This is a genomic window from Schaedlerella sp. (assembly GCF_056796775.1).
Genome location: NZ_JBQIKP010000011.1, coordinates 22,655 through 36,643 on the forward strand (window position 1 = coordinate 22,655; position 13,989 = coordinate 36,643).

Genomic DNA, 13,989 nt, shown 5'->3' on the forward strand with positions numbered 1-13,989 from the left:
ATGAGGAAAAAATTGACGAATACAAGAGTGATCAATTCGATAGGGATTGGAATTTTGGCAATGGTAACTGCCGGTACTCCGGTTTTGGCAGAGATTAATGACACAGTGAATGATAATAGTACGGCTGATACAAGCGTTTCTGATATTCCGGCAGAGCCTGTTGAACAGCCGGCGCCGACACAGAATGAGCAGATCCTCCAGATGCTTTCTGACGCACAGAGTACGATTCAGGAGGTGCAGAGCAGTCTACAGCAGACTCCGGAGGGGGAGCTGCCCGATACAGAGGGAGCCGATCCTTCCGAGGAGATGCCGTCAGTGGAAACTGCCGGAATGCAGGAAGAAGCAGGGGTGTCGGAAGGATCTTTAGAGACCAAGGCAGAGATGCCTTCCGCCCCGGAGAATACGGAAAGCCTTGCTGAGGATTCTCAGATCCCGACAGGTACAGAGGGTGAGGATATAACCGACGATTCCCGGTCTCCCGAAGCGGAAGAGACACCGGGCGTGGAAACTGTAACTCCGCCGGCAGACGAAGGAACAGAGAATCCGCCTGTAGACGAAGGCATAGGGAATGAGGATAACGATGATGCATCCCAGGGGACGGATGTTGAGACACCGGAAACTGTAATTCCAGCGATCAATGAATGTCTTGAAGAATCACAGGAGGCGCTTGGCGGGTTAAAAAATAGTTTTACAGAATTACAGGAGAAGAATCAGGAAGCTCAGGAGGCTGTAAAAAACTATAATGAGGCGGTAGAAAATCCACATAACTTCATTGATTCCATCGCAGATATCATTTCTAATGCAAGCTCTGCTGTTGTAGGTACGGTAACATCAGTAACAGAAGAGGAAGCGACGGCCAGAGAACAGGCGCAGGCGGCGGTAGACGCACAGGCAAAGGTATATGAAGACCAAGAGGCGGCAGCGGCAGCTCAGCAGCAGGCTCAGGCAGCGGCGGCTGCTGCTGAGGAGGCATATAAAGCAGCGCAGTCCGCCGTCGAAAATGCAGCGGCAAATAAACAAATTGCGGATGACAGACTTGCGGATTTAGAAAATCAGTTATCGAATGCGGATGCGGCAGTACGTGATATGGAAATCAAAGTGCAGACTGCGCAGGAAATGCTGATTTCTATCCTTGAGCAGTATGGACTGACACTTGGAGAATTTAATCCGGATGAATTAAAAGGAGAAGCCGAGACAGCATATAAAAATGCGGAACAGGCCGTTATGTTAGCGCAGAGCGAATTGGATTCGGTACGGAGCAATTATAATGCATTGATCGAACAGGTAGAAGCTGCGAAAAATGAATATGCAGAGACGGTAAACACACTGAATGATTCGACTGCGAGTATGGATGCGGCGGTTTCAGATCTGGAAGCGAAAAGGCAGGAATGGGAGGACTCAAATTTTGATCTGAAAATTGCTGAGTATAATGAAGGGCTTATTGGAACTAAAAAGGTGTACTTGGCTTTGGAGGATACGAAGACGGCGTTTGATAAAGCAAATGAAGCATTATCAAAAGCAGAGGACATAAAGTCTAAGGCAGACAAGGTATTAGCGAATGCGCAAAATGCCGTTGATCAAGCGAAAAAAGAAGAGACTGAAATGTCTGACGCGGCGGAGAAAGCGGCGGCGGCAGCTAAAGAGGCAGATCTGACGAATGAAAAAGATGTAGAAGAAGCTAAGGCAGCGGCGGAAGAAGCAGAAAAAGCGGCAAAAGCAGCGGCAGCTAAGGTGGAGAGAAATTTGGTGGTTCTTGACTCAGCGGAAATGACTGCTGAACAGGCGCAAGAAGAATTGGAAGCTGCAAAACAAGCGGTGGAAGCTGCCGCAAAGGCAAAGGATACGGCGCAGGAAGCTTATGACAAAGCATTGGAGGATTGGGAAAAGGTTCAAAACGATGCGCTTGAACAGCAGATAGAGGCTGTGAAAAAGGCAATGGAACCTCTAGAAAATTTAAAAGAAGACCAAACTTTAGACAAGTTAGCTGGAACACTAAAATATGCGTTGGCCAAGGAATTGATTGAATACCAGCTTCTTTGTGAGGGCAAGGAGATTAAGGCAATAAGGGCGGGAGATGCTAAGAACGAGATAATTGTTACAGATCCAGAAGATAAAGAAACAATATATTATATTTCAACTCGAGACAATCCCTTTGCTGTTTATCCTAAGGAGGGTGGAACGGCCGCCAAACCTTTTATTAGCATAGACAAGTTTAAAGAGAGTATGGAGGAAATTACAGCACAAAAAGAGAATTTAGATTTAGCTCAAAAGAAGTTGGAGAATTTGACGAAAAGCTACACTGAGGCTGTACAGGGACAAAATAAGGCAGAAGTGGTAAAAGTGTTGGTTGATATGAGGGACGCTCTTACGAATGTTGAAGAGGAAGCAAAGAATCTAGTTGAGTCTGAGACCGCATATAGAACAAGTAACACTGATAACAAAATACTTGACGCATTAAGTTCAGCATTAACTAATCTGGCAGATGGCGGAGAGAAGCTTAATAGTGCAAAAAACACATTGGAGGCTGTCGAAACAGCTCAAAATGAGGTGAAAGATGCAATAGACAGACTCACAGAGTTTACTGTTCAGGAGAAAGCGGATCTGGAGGCATATGAAGATTTACAGAAGGCATATGAAAAAGCAAGTACGGATCATGCAGCCGCGGTTGAGGCACTGAAGCAATGCGTATCAGGACTGAATCGTGTACAAACACAAAAAGACCGAGCGAGAATAGCGGCAGACGCTATATTTGAGTATCTTTCCGGAGGAAACGAAGAACCAACGACTCCGTCTAATCCGGGAACGACAGAACCGACAACTCCGACTCAGCCGGGTAATAATAATGGTACGGATGATAACACGCCGTCGAATACAACGCCAGTGCAGCCTGTAGCTCCGATTGAACCCATTTATGGTACGCTCATAGATTCGGTTACCTCATCTGCTATGGAAAATGCTGGGAGAACATCTGGAACGGGTTATGCAGGCTATACATATACAATCGGCGGACAACCCGCATATACAGTTGGCGAGACAACAGCACCCGAAGAAGAGGCGGCAGACGAATTAGTCAATGTAGAAGACAGCGCAGTTCCATTGGCAGCGGTTGGTGAAAACAGCAAGAGTAAAACCACCAGTACAAAGAACACTCGTGCTGTCAGTGATGAAAAAATTCCACTGGACGATATGAAAACAGAGAATAACAAGGCTTCTTGGTGGTGGATCCTGGTCATTGCATTGCTCGGTGCAACAGGAACGGAAATGTACATCAGACATAAAGAAAAAACAGAGCAGGAGAGAAAATCGAAAACTGGTAAGCAAAGTTACGCGAAAATCTAAACATTAAGAAAAAAGAGTGTGGGGACAAAATAAACGTTTTCACACTCTTTTTCTTGCTATCTATGTTAATGTGAATACGCTCAAAGCTTATTGAGAACATTTCAAATATTCTAAATATCTGAAAAGAGAAATCATCTATTCCATTTTCAAGACTGTATCGCCTCTATTTCAATGTTTGAAAAAAATCATTAAAGGGAGGAATTGCAATTGACAAACAACCTACGAAACTTTTTTTCTATGATTCGGACGAGAAGAGATTTGCTGGAAGAAATCGGGGACAGCTCCCGTCTATCAGATTTGTTTAATAGCTGGTTCGAGGAAACACAGTAATGGCATCCAGCCCATTGAAAAGTCGCCTGCCGGCGGTTCTAAGCGCCAGCGACGCTTGTTTAGGACGGATCGGAACGGAGTGTAGACGGGCTGGATGCCCGCCCCATCACTGAATTGGCCGGATGCCGTGCGGCAAGTGCACGACATCGTGTGAACAAAAACGGAAATGAAACCCTCAACAGCAGATAAACAATATCTGAAGTATAAAGCATTCCAAATCCACCATCTGCCCAGGCTGATTGCCTTGGCAGATGGTGGATTCAAAGCCAGTTCTGAGAATCTCATTCCCCATCCAGCAGCGCCCTCGGCGTGATCTTCCGGACCTTCATCGACAGCAGGCACGCCGCCGCAAAGGCAAAAATGACCAATCCGATCCCAGCGGCGATGCTGAACCCGACAGGGATGTTGAAGGTGCATTTTACAATCCCGATCCCCTGCAGGAACAGGGCGGTAAGGGGATTGATGATCAGCATGCTCACGGTAATCCCCACCGCAGTTGACACTATGACGGCAGGCATGAAGCTGAGCGCAGTCTGCAGGACCAGATGCCCGGTTGTAAATCCAAGAGCCTTCAGGATCCCGAAATCCCGTTTCTTGCTGTTCAGCATGGTTTTTACAAGAAGGTACAGCACAAAAGTAATAATACACGCGCTCAGCACGAGGACGGCGATCACGATGATCGTCATGAGCGAAACATATACGGCGGTGGTGCCGTTCATTACAGAGAGAATATTAATTGTTGTATAGATATCACTGCCAAATTCTTCACTGACCTCTGTGTTAAAGGCGTCAATATCTGCCCCGTCCGCAATATTGATATAATAGCTTTCATTCTGCAGCCTGCCCATGCGTTCATAGCCGCTGCGGGTGAGCAGGCAGTCTTTGCCCAGATTATTGGAAATCTGCGTGAATCCGGAGATCAGATATCGGGCCTCATTTCCATCTGCGGTCAGCGTGATCTCGTCTCCGATCTTCAGATCATGCTCCCTTGCGTATTTGGCGGCAATGGCCATCTCATTGTCGTATTTCGGAAAACGTCCGTCAAAGCAGACGTTCTGATTATTCACATCCGCAAAATCATCGGAAACTGTTGCCATTAGAGCAATACCGCCGATGTGGCGTACTTCTGCGGTATGATATAGATAAATGCGTTCGATTCGCGGATCACTGTTCATGCTCTGTAAAAAACGGTCTTTGATCTCCGGGTTAATGTTGATACAGGAGTCCGCCGTTTCCCCTACGATCAGATCAATGAAGGGATTGATATCGGCAATCATATTTTCCACCATAAGCCCGGAAAAAACGACGACAAGGGAGAGAACAAGCATCGTGACGCACACAGTCACATTCTGTTTCATTCCCGAAAGGGTGGTCTTCAGCGCAAGAGCCAGGTGAAGCGGTGCCTTGGTGCTGTCCAGAGGAACATGGTTCCGCTTGAAGCTGTGTGTCTGAACACCCTGGCGCAGAGCCACGATAGGCTCAATTTTTTTGATCCTGCGGGAGGCAAGCCATACGGCAAGGGCGACCGTACCATTTGCGGCGGCCAGCGTGAGCAGGGCCGGAATTGGGAGAAACCGGATTTCATAGGGGATTCCTGTCTGCGAGATCATCATTTCGTTGACAGATGGGAACGCACAGTAGGAAAGCCCGATGCCGGCCAGGGAGGTGATCAGCGTGATCCCCAGAAACTGGAGCATCAGCGCAAGAACCAGCTGCCCGGAGGTGTAGCCGATTGCCTTCCATGCGCCTAAGCTTTTCATATTCTCCTGAATATAGTTGATGACATTGGATATGATCACCACCAGCGCAATGAGGGTGACCAGAAATGCCATTGCGCAGACAATGCCGGAACAGATCATCTGTGATATATAGCGGGAGGAGGAAACCAGCGCGTAGGAATTGCTGACGGTGAGGACATCAGGAAAACGGGAGGATACGGTATTTTTCAGATACGCCTCAAAATCCTCGCTCTCGGATCTGTCGCATAGCCGGACGGAAACTAATGTGGATTCTGGGGCAATCTTCCGGTTCTCCAGTTCTTTGTACAGATCCTTCGTGAGCGGCATCGCGCTCATGGCGCAATTGTGGGAGCCTGCCATGGCACTGTTGACGGAGCCGCATATGGTATAATTTCCCGTGTGGTTCCCAATGGTAATGTCGATCGTCCCGCCGGGCGAATATTTTCCCGTGCTGTAGATCATGGGAAGATAGATCCCGCTGGAACAGTTACTGTTTTCTACCAGTTCAAGCTTTCCAATGGAGCGATGGAGGGCAGCCTCTTTTTCCAGGAGGATGAACACGGTGTTGACTTCCCCGCCATTATATGCGAAGGAGCCGACCGTGGAGAGACAATCTTCTATATAGTATTCTGCGGTACGGGAATCCTTTTCCAGTGTTTCCGCTACAAAATCACGCAGGCTAGCGTCATCGCTGCTCAGGATCAGCGTGACATGTTCTGCGTTCAGCCGGTCATGGCAGCGGTCAAAATTGCGTTTATAGTCCAGGGAAAGCATCAGCCACAGGTTCAGCATGAATGAAGCCAAAAGTATCAGGATGGTGATCGCTGCCGCCTGGCCCTTTGCCCGGCGCAGGTTGGAACGGGCTATGAGGATCGACTTTTTCATGCTACCACCCCATTTCTTCCAGAAAAGCGGCCAGCTTACGGTGACGCTTTGGATCGCCGCTGACATACCGTCCCAGATCACATTCTCCCAGGATCACGCCGTCCTTTAGATATAAAATGCGGTTTCCGCGTCTGGCGGAGCGCATATCGTGAGTGACCATGACCACACTCTGTCCCTGTTCATTGAACCTGGTCAGGGTATCCAGAACATCCAGCCCGGTCTTGGAATTGAGCGCGCCGGTAGGTTCGTCGGCAAAAAGGATTTCAGGAGTGTTGATCAGTGCCCGGACGATTCCCGCGCGCTGTGCTTCACCGCCGGAAATCTGGGCGGGAAATTTTTTCTGCGTTTCTTCGGAAATGCCGACTGCCCGGAACAGATCTCCGGCACGTTCCAGAAGTGCCTTTTTGTCCCCGCTTACCAGGAGACCTGCGGAGAGTACGTTATCCATTACGGACATTCCGTCGATCAGATAGATCTGCTGAAAGACGAAGCCGCAGTGCTCCCGGCGGAATACCGCCAGATGATCCGGACTGCAGCCGGATATCTCTGTTCCGGCAAATGTGATGGTGCCGAGGGTCGGCGTATCCATTCCCGAGAGAGCATACAGGAGCGTAGATTTTCCGGCGCCGCTGGCACCCATGATCACGGTAAAATCCCCCTTGTAGAGCTGCAGGTCGATATTTTTCAGAACATGCTGCAAGGCCCCGCCGGTGGAAAAGGATTTGCTGAGACTGTCTGCTTTTAGTAAAATTTCTTTCATAATGAACCTCCTTGATACAGGACAAAGTTGTTATGTTTATTGTATTTGTTGAAATCTTAAATGTCTTTACTCAATTCTTAAAGATTCCTTAAATCTGTTGTGTAAAAAGCCCGTATTTATGGGATTTTTCGTTGTATTTGTCGCTAACGTGTCACTAACGTAAGAGAATTTATGTACTGTTTTTTACAGGAATTTCAATCTTTTCGATCTCTCTGCGGAGCTCTTATCGGGACAATGCGGTCTTTCCCGGCATCCGTTTTTACACCGCCCCGGAAATATTTTTCTTTCAGATTTACCTCAATGGTTTCATACGCTTTTATCCGGTAGCCGGAATAGCACATGATCAGCTCTAAAGATGAATGCTTTTTTGGGCAATTATCTATGACGTTCTGCAGGTCATGATACCGTAGGTCAGCAAAAGGCTTGTCATGTAATTCGGCGCAACTTTTGAAAGCTGCACGGGTGGAATTCATACTTGCCTTGGAATATGTCTTTTTCGAATCCTCATACTTGTCTCTATAAAATCCCTCGCACACCTCCGCAAAGGTAGCGGTTTTCTCTTTGTTCTGTTCAACCCTTGCCGCCTGCAGGTAATCCAGCAGGATATTGTCCATGGTGCTGTTCAGGGTTCGGTTTTGATCAAAGTCGTTCAGGGTCCGTTCGAATCCCGGGTAATAGGTTCCGGCATGCCAGGCGGTCAGGACAGCGAAGCCCTTCATAATAATCGTCCACGTAGCAAATCGCTTTCACAGGGGCGTATTGGCCGGGGGGGGCGATCAGCTCTGTGGAAGGCGAATAGACGCCATAAGGATTACGGCGCTTTCCGGACAGTTTTTTGATGGATCCGTAGCCGTTGGGGAGCTTGGGGTACTTCTTTTTACGTGCCATCGTATCATCCTCCTGAAAAAAAGGTATAAAAATAACAGCCTGTCTATTGCAGGCCGTCACCAAAGATGATACAATACGTTTGTGCTAAATTTTGATTGTACATCTTTGGGATGTATCGTGTGGAATCGTCCGGTGCTGGTAACACCGGGCGGTTTTCACTTATTGCAGCAGATCAGAAATTTTGACAGTCAGACCCTCAAAAATGTAAACTGGTATTTCATCATCGAACGTATATATATTTGCGTCCTCTTCACCCTCAAAAATATAGATCTGAACAATTTTTCCGATGGGATTCACTATCCAGTATTCCCGAACACCAGCAGAACGATATTTAAATAATTTGATTGCACAATCGGTTCGGATACTGCTAGGGGATAAAATTTCAATAATCCAGTCCGGAGCACCTTCACATCCTCGATCTGACAGCTTATCTTTATCGCAGATAACTGAAATGTCCGGCTCTACCCACACTTTATCATTTGCTGTGAGATTAACTGCGAATGGTGCAGGATACACCTCACAAGTGCCCTTGTTGGAATCAATGTAATTCCCTATAAGTTTATCAAGCTGATGAACTAATCTTTGGTGGATCCGGTTCGGCGGGGCCATGGCGTACAGCTTCCCATTGATCAGCTCCGCACGCTGGCCTTCCGGAAGGTTCCAGTAATCTTCGGATGTATAAACTTGTTTTTGTGGCAATGGCATGTGATTACTCCTTTTCATGAATGTCTACGTATATGATCGCCGGTAAGATTATATTTATAATTATCTGAATCGGTAATCAATTCCGCTCTGCTTTAAAATGGCATTAGCAGTATGACGAGATTTTATTTTGGTATCAACAGTTATATGACGTTTGGTAATCGGACTGTACCAAATGTCATGGTCACCTTTTCCGCGCCGTTTGAAGGTACAGTTGTTTTGAGAAAGGATATCACGTACTTTTTTTCATATTCAGCCATTATAAGACCATCCTTTCACGGCGCTCTGACAAGAATGCCAAAGTAACAGGTGAAACCTTGGGACTATTTAATGCGAGAAGTTCCGGGACAGCAAAGCGGACGCGTTCGAGTAATGCGTCATATGATCCAGATTCCAATACAAGACCGGGAATGTCATCGCTCGTGGCAATCCAGACATCGGCAGTATTATCCCAAGTGAATTTTATAATATATTCCATGATGTGCATCTCCTTTTTATTTGGTGCGACTATACCATTTTCATCACATGCGACCATCATTTCCAGACAGTCGTTTTTCTTTTACCATAAGTCCTTTTTCATCAGCTGCCGCTAACAATTCATCGTAAGTCAATAAAATCACTCCCATTCGCTATCGTCATTCATGATCGCATCGTCGTGAGCCTGATCCTCGTCGGTAGATTCTATGTCTGTACGGGCATGGGCGGCGCTTACTTCGAGGTGGGGCTGGATTTCAATAATGGTAGATGTTGGTTCTTTTTCCAGTTCTGCCATTCGCTCAACCTCTTTCTCAAGTACTGTATCTACCATGTCTTTTCCGTGAGGGTCGAGGGAGCGGTACTGCTCTATCATATTTTGTTCGGAAGAACGTAATCGAAAAGTATGTAGTACTTCTTTTTCATCTGTTAAGCAAAGCAAATAATCAACGGATACATTAAAAAATTCTGACACTTGCTTTAGAAAGGTATGACCAGGTTCTCGGACATTGGTCTCGTAGTTTCGTAATGTAGTACTTGGAATCCCGAGTTTTACCGCAAATTCATTTCTGGATTTATAGCCGTATTCTTTTCTTAGATTGGTTAATCGTTCTCCAAAAGTCATTTCAGTATACCTCCTAAAGCGATAATATGAAAAATATTTCTAAAAGTCAATATAATTTGCTCAAAATGAGCAAAAACTTTCGAAAATCATATTGAGGCGGAAAGAGTTAGAAATAGACTAACCAAAGAAGATGTGGCTAAAAAATTAGGAGTGTCAATGCGAACATATTGTAATTGGGTAAAAGAAGAGACAGATATACCTGGTGTTGCATTGATTAGACTAAGCAGAATGTTTGGAACAGATGTTAGCTATCTGATGCAGGGGTGAATAGGGGTAGAAGAGAAGCCGCTCAGGAGCAGGTATTAAAGGATGCCCCTGGGGATTAAAATCCGCTGAATGCGATGCGGACAGTCACTTTCAGACCATTTTGCCCATTTTCCAGAAAAAGCTCTCCGTGCATTTCTTTCATAAAATAGTCCGAAATATAGAGTCCCAGACCGGCGCCCTCTGTGTTGGAGGCATTGCTTCCGCGTTTGAATTTCTCCATCAGGAGAGGCAGCTCTTCCGTCTGGACACCGCCGCCATAGTCCTCCATGCTGACGGCAAGACACCGCTCTTTTCGGGAAACGGACAGATCAATCTTCGTACCCGCATATTTGTAAGAATTGGCAAAGAGGTTGTCAAACACCTGCTGCAGACGGAGACGGTCTGCGTATAAAAGACAGTCAGGGATGTGGGGAATGGCCGTGCGGTGAAGATAATCTGCACTTTCAAAAATTTCCCTCAGCTCACGGCTTGGCATGTCCGAGGGAGTTACGGTCAGCTGGCGGAGTTCCTCCAGCGTGGCAGTAAACAGGTTGGTTATGAGTGAATTGATCTGGTCGGCCTTGCGGATGATCTGTGTATAATTCTCGAGAAGCTGTGCAGGCAGCGGATTGGGCGCCAGCTCCGACGCAGCCTTTTCCGTAAGCGCGGCGCCGACTTCGGAAGCAGCCTTGATGCTTGCCACCGGTGTTTTGATGTCATGGGAAAGCTTGGCTACCAGCTCTTTCTTGGCCGCATTGGCTTCGGCCTCCGCAATCCGCGCCTTTTTCAGTTCGGAGCGCATGATATCAAAGCTCTCCGTAAATGCGCCGAAGAGGTTTCCTCTGTCCATTTCCAGAGGAACGTCAAGATTGCCGCCCGCGACCCGTTCCGCAAACCCTTTCAGCTTTCGGAAGGGCCGGATCACGGCGCGGTTCAAATAAAAGAAATACCAGATCATGATGCCGCATTGAATGCATAAGACAGCCGATAAAAAGAAGATTACTGCCTGTTTCCGGGTCTGCAGGATCTGTGCGTCGTTATTGTAAATGAGGATTTTTCCCATAATAGAACCGTTTGACTCGATATCCAGGATGGCATCTCTGTGAATGACCGCCGCATGGATGCTTTCACTTAATCCGGATCTTGTCCGGAACAGGACCTTTTCTTCCAGGTTCAGTACGACAAAATCCAATTCTGTCGGATTCCGATATCCGGCATCATTTTCCAAAACTATTTCGCTGCCGGGCTGCCGGTTTGTCTCGTCCATGGAAGCGCTTTTTAAATCTGCCCAGTGTTCCTGTACGGATTGGATGGCTTCGTTGACGGCTATGGCGTCCTGAGACATATCAGGAGTTTGTACCGCAAATATCAGCAGAGCGGCAATCTCTGCTGAAAAAAGGAAGATCAGGCTGATCAATAGTCTGTGTGTTTTCATTTTCGCCCTCCGCAAAACCTGTAGCCGTCGCCCCAGACCGTAAGAATATATTCTGGCTTGCCGGGAGTCCGTTCAATGGCTTCCCGTATTTTCCGAATATGCACATTCAGCGTTCCGTCTCCTGTGAACTTATCCTCCCAGACATTTTCAAACAGCTCCTGTTTTGAGATGACCTTATTTTCATGCCGGATCAGGTAAGAGAGCAGCCGGAATTCCAGCGCGGTCAGTCGGGCAGGGCTTCCTCCGGCGGTTACCTGCCTGGTATCAAAATCAACGGTCAGCCAGTCATCAGAGTAGACGGAGCCGGCGGCTTCGCCGTATCGTTTCAGAACGACTTTTACTTTTGCAAGCAGGACACTCAGGGAATAGGGCTTTTGTATATAGTCATCGCCTCCGATATTGAGCGCGACGATCTGGTCGTCATCGCTTGTGCGAGCGGAGATGAACAGGATGGGAACGTCTGTCTTTTGGCGCAGCTCCCTGCACAGTTCAAAGCCGCTGCCGTCCCCCAGGTTGATGTCCAGCAGAAGAAGCTGGGCGGCGTTTTCCTGAAAAAACTGCCGGCATTCGGATACGCTGTATGCCGCTGCCGTTTTTACGCCGAACAGGTTAAAATATTCGGCTGTGCTGTCTGCGAGGAGCTTTTCATCATCTATAATGAGGCAATCATATTTCATGGCGGACCTCCGGATTGGAACGATATGCGTGCGATAATCTGTTTTCAAACATATAGTATAACGGTTTATTGGATAGATGGCAACTTAATGTATATCAAATTTAAAGAACATATGTTCTGGAAGGCGTTGACATGATATCCGGCATGTGATATAGTAGGAAATAGAAAATTACTGAAGTATAGTAAAAAAGAAGGTGCCCGTTATGAAAAAGTATAAAGCAATCGATATTGCGAGATGGTTTATTAACAGGAATCAGGAAGATTAAACGTGGTGTAGATTATGGAATTTAGTCATGAATTGATCATGCCGAACCAGGGCCTTCCGTTCAAAGTATTTCTGTTCGAAGGCGGGGAGGGTAATTATTTTCGGGATAAGCACTGGCACAGGTCCATAGAATTATTTGCGGTATATGAGGGCGCATTAAAATTTTATCTGAATGAGGAGATATTTCCTCTGGGGACAGGAAAATTTATGCTGGTGAATTCCAATGAGATCCACTCAGTAGATTCGCCCGAACCGAATCGGACGATCGTGCTGCAGATCCCGTTGAAAACATTTGAGGATTATTATACCGGAGAGCAGTTCATCCGGTTCACACACGATCCGCTGCCGCGGGACGGGCAGGTCATGAAGCTGATCGGGGATATCTTCGAGGCCTGCGAGGAACGGGCTTGCGGATATGAGATGAAGGCAAAGGGTCTGTACTACATGCTGCTTTATCTTCTGGTGACGGAATACCGGGAGACCGATGTGACGCCGGATATGGTAAAATGGCACAAGAAGCTGAACCGTCTGTCACTGATTGCGGATTACATCAAGGAAAACTATGCGTCGGAATTATCTCTGGAAGCGCTGGCGGAGATCTTTGGATATTCTCCTACCTATCTGTCGCGGATGTTCCAAAAATACGCGGGCATCAATTATAAGTCATATCTGCAAAGTATCCGTGTGGAGCGCGCGTTTCAGGAGCTTGCCAATACGGAGCATACCATCAGCGAGACCGCGATGAACAACGGATTTCCGAACAGCAAGGCTCTGGCCAAGGCATTTCAGAAGAAGTATGGGATGCTGCCCAGTGAGTACCGTGGTATGCAGAGACAGAAAAAGACAAGAAAGTGACATGGATTAGCTAATTTATTGGTCGATAAGTATAAAAAAAATTGTTATTATGGTTTCATAGAAGTGAAAACTGACAAAAATATAAGGAGGAACCATGATGAACATTCAGAAAGTAACAGACCATTCCTTTGGCAGGTATGGAAAGGTTCTGGAAGGCTATGACCTTGCCAGGATTCTGAAAGAGATGGAGCATACACCTCTGCCGAAAGAAGTGATCTACGTTCCGTCCGTGGAAGAGCTGGAAGCGCTGCCGGAAGCAGAGAGTTTTCGGAACCGTGCCTTTGGCGGACTGCCCATCCAGATCGGATACTGCAACGGGGATAATCATAAGCTCAATGCTTTGGAATATCACCGTTCCAGTGAGGTCAACATCGCAGTGACAGACATGATCCTGCTCCTAGGTGCTCAGCAGGATATCCAGGCGGACTATACGTATGAGACTTCTTTGGCGGAGGCATTTTTTGTACCTGCGGGTACGGCAGTGGAGATGTATGCCACGACCCTGCATTATGCGCCCTGTACGGCGGTGGAAGGGGGATTCCGCTGCGTGGTGATCCTTCCGGCAGGGACCAATACGGAACGGACCTTCCCGATTGGAGAGTCAGGGGAAGAACGGCTGATCACGGCAAAGAATAAATGGCTGATCGCGCATCCGGAAGCCGGGATTGAAGGCGCGTTCTGCGGGCTGAAGGGTGAGAATATCAGTATTGTGTAGGGGAGGATACCTTGTGAACCGGCCGGATAGCCATAATGGGGTGTCCTCGGGTATG

General features: G+C 47.3%; 12 protein-coding genes and 1 pseudogene. 4 read left to right on the forward strand and 9 right to left on the reverse strand.

Annotated features, from left to right (window positions below; all coding sequences use genetic code 11):
* Positions 1–3,339, forward strand: coding sequence for a hypothetical protein (locus tag ACTOY7_RS07490; RefSeq protein WP_482670394.1), 3,339 nt, complete (start codon positions 1–3; stop codon positions 3,337–3,339).
* A 611-nt stretch (positions 3,340–3,950) separates the two neighbouring features.
* Here the strand turns inward: ACTOY7_RS07490 and ACTOY7_RS07495 are convergent.
* The 7 genes and pseudogenes from ACTOY7_RS07495 to ACTOY7_RS07525 form a co-directional block, all read right to left on the reverse strand.
* A complete protein-coding gene (locus ACTOY7_RS07495) occupies positions 3,951–6,293 on the reverse strand; it encodes an ABC transporter permease (RefSeq protein WP_482670395.1) in 2,343 nt (780 codons plus the stop codon).
* A gap of 1 nt (position 6,294) precedes the next feature.
* Complete coding sequence (locus tag ACTOY7_RS07500; RefSeq protein ID WP_482670396.1) at positions 6,295–7,053, reverse strand: ABC transporter ATP-binding protein; 759 nt, start codon at positions 7,051–7,053, stop codon at positions 6,295–6,297.
* Between the two features lie 194 nt (positions 7,054–7,247).
* Entirely contained in the window at positions 7,248–7,772 is a 525-nt protein-coding gene (locus ACTOY7_RS07505; protein WP_160280226.1) for a hypothetical protein, read from the reverse strand.
* Between the two features lie 328 nt (positions 7,773–8,100).
* On the reverse strand, positions 8,101–8,646 hold the full coding sequence (locus ACTOY7_RS07510) for a Uma2 family endonuclease (protein WP_482670397.1): 546 nt from the start codon (positions 8,644–8,646) through the stop codon (positions 8,101–8,103).
* A gap of 60 nt (positions 8,647–8,706) precedes the next feature.
* Positions 8,707–8,877, reverse strand: a pseudogene (locus ACTOY7_RS07515) (type II toxin-antitoxin system HicA family toxin); the annotation flags it as partial.
* 25 nt (positions 8,878–8,902) lie between these two features.
* Complete coding sequence (locus ACTOY7_RS07520; RefSeq protein WP_160280223.1) at positions 8,903–9,121, reverse strand: DUF1902 domain-containing protein; 219 nt, start codon at positions 9,119–9,121, stop codon at positions 8,903–8,905.
* A 138-nt stretch (positions 9,122–9,259) separates the two neighbouring features.
* Positions 9,260–9,742: a helix-turn-helix domain-containing protein gene (locus ACTOY7_RS07525; protein WP_160280222.1), complete on the reverse strand. Its 483-nt coding sequence runs from the start codon at positions 9,740–9,742 to the stop codon at positions 9,260–9,262.
* Positions 9,743–9,832: 90 nt separating this feature from the next.
* Here ACTOY7_RS07525 and ACTOY7_RS07530 point away from each other — a divergent pair, with 90 nt between their 5' ends.
* Entirely contained in the window at positions 9,833–10,009 is a 177-nt protein-coding gene (locus ACTOY7_RS07530; RefSeq protein WP_482670409.1) for a helix-turn-helix transcriptional regulator, read from the forward strand.
* 55 nt (positions 10,010–10,064) lie between these two features.
* Here the strand turns inward: ACTOY7_RS07530 and ACTOY7_RS07535 are convergent, their stop codons facing one another.
* Together ACTOY7_RS07535 and ACTOY7_RS07540 are read right to left on the reverse strand one after the other, a co-directional pair.
* On the reverse strand, positions 10,065–11,423 hold the full coding sequence (locus tag ACTOY7_RS07535) for a sensor histidine kinase (protein ID WP_482670398.1): 1,359 nt from the start codon (positions 11,421–11,423) through the stop codon (positions 10,065–10,067).
* On the reverse strand, positions 11,420–12,100 hold the full coding sequence (locus tag ACTOY7_RS07540) for a response regulator transcription factor (protein WP_160280217.1): 681 nt from the start codon (positions 12,098–12,100) through the stop codon (positions 11,420–11,422). The genes ACTOY7_RS07535 and ACTOY7_RS07540 overlap by 4 nt, the downstream gene beginning before the upstream one ends.
* A gap of 279 nt (positions 12,101–12,379) precedes the next feature.
* Between ACTOY7_RS07540 and ACTOY7_RS07545 the strand changes: the two genes are divergently transcribed.
* Complete coding sequence (locus ACTOY7_RS07545) at positions 12,380–13,219, forward strand: AraC family transcriptional regulator (protein ID WP_160280215.1); 840 nt, start codon at positions 12,380–12,382, stop codon at positions 13,217–13,219.
* Between the two features lie 97 nt (positions 13,220–13,316).
* The gene (locus tag ACTOY7_RS07550; protein ID WP_160280332.1) at positions 13,317–13,934 is read left to right on the forward strand and encodes a DUF4867 family protein; all 618 of its coding nucleotides are present in this window, start codon (positions 13,317–13,319) and stop codon (positions 13,932–13,934) included.
* Positions 13,935–13,989 lie beyond the last annotated feature (55 nt).

Excerpts from the sequence above, each read along its gene's own strand:
- ACTOY7_RS07545 (WP_160280215.1), top strand. The coding sequence starts at position 12,380 with ATGGAATTTAGTCATGAATTGATCATGCCGAACCAGGGCCTTCCGTTC.
- ACTOY7_RS07505 (WP_160280226.1), bottom strand. The coding sequence starts at position 7,772 with ATGAAGGGCTTCGCTGTCCTGACCGCCTGGCATGCCGGAACCTATTAC.
- ACTOY7_RS07500 (WP_482670396.1), bottom strand. The coding sequence starts at position 7,053 with ATGAAAGAAATTTTACTAAAAGCAGACAGTCTCAGCAAATCCTTTTCC.
- ACTOY7_RS07535 (WP_482670398.1), bottom strand. The coding sequence starts at position 11,423 with ATGAAAACACACAGACTATTGATCAGCCTGATCTTCCTTTTTTCAGCA.
- ACTOY7_RS07490 (WP_482670394.1), top strand. The coding sequence starts at position 1 with ATGAGGAAAAAATTGACGAATACAAGAGTGATCAATTCGATAGGGATT.
- ACTOY7_RS07495 (WP_482670395.1), bottom strand. The coding sequence starts at position 6,293 with ATGAAAAAGTCGATCCTCATAGCCCGTTCCAACCTGCGCCGGGCAAAG.
- ACTOY7_RS07520 (WP_160280223.1), bottom strand. The coding sequence starts at position 9,121 with ATGGAATATATTATAAAATTCACTTGGGATAATACTGCCGATGTCTGG.
- ACTOY7_RS07510 (WP_482670397.1), bottom strand. The coding sequence starts at position 8,646 with ATGCCATTGCCACAAAAACAAGTTTATACATCCGAAGATTACTGGAAC.
- ACTOY7_RS07525 (WP_160280222.1), bottom strand. The coding sequence starts at position 9,742 with ATGACTTTTGGAGAACGATTAACCAATCTAAGAAAAGAATACGGCTAT.
- ACTOY7_RS07540 (WP_160280217.1), bottom strand. The coding sequence starts at position 12,100 with ATGAAATATGATTGCCTCATTATAGATGATGAAAAGCTCCTCGCAGAC.
- ACTOY7_RS07550 (WP_160280332.1), top strand. The coding sequence starts at position 13,317 with ATGAACATTCAGAAAGTAACAGACCATTCCTTTGGCAGGTATGGAAAG.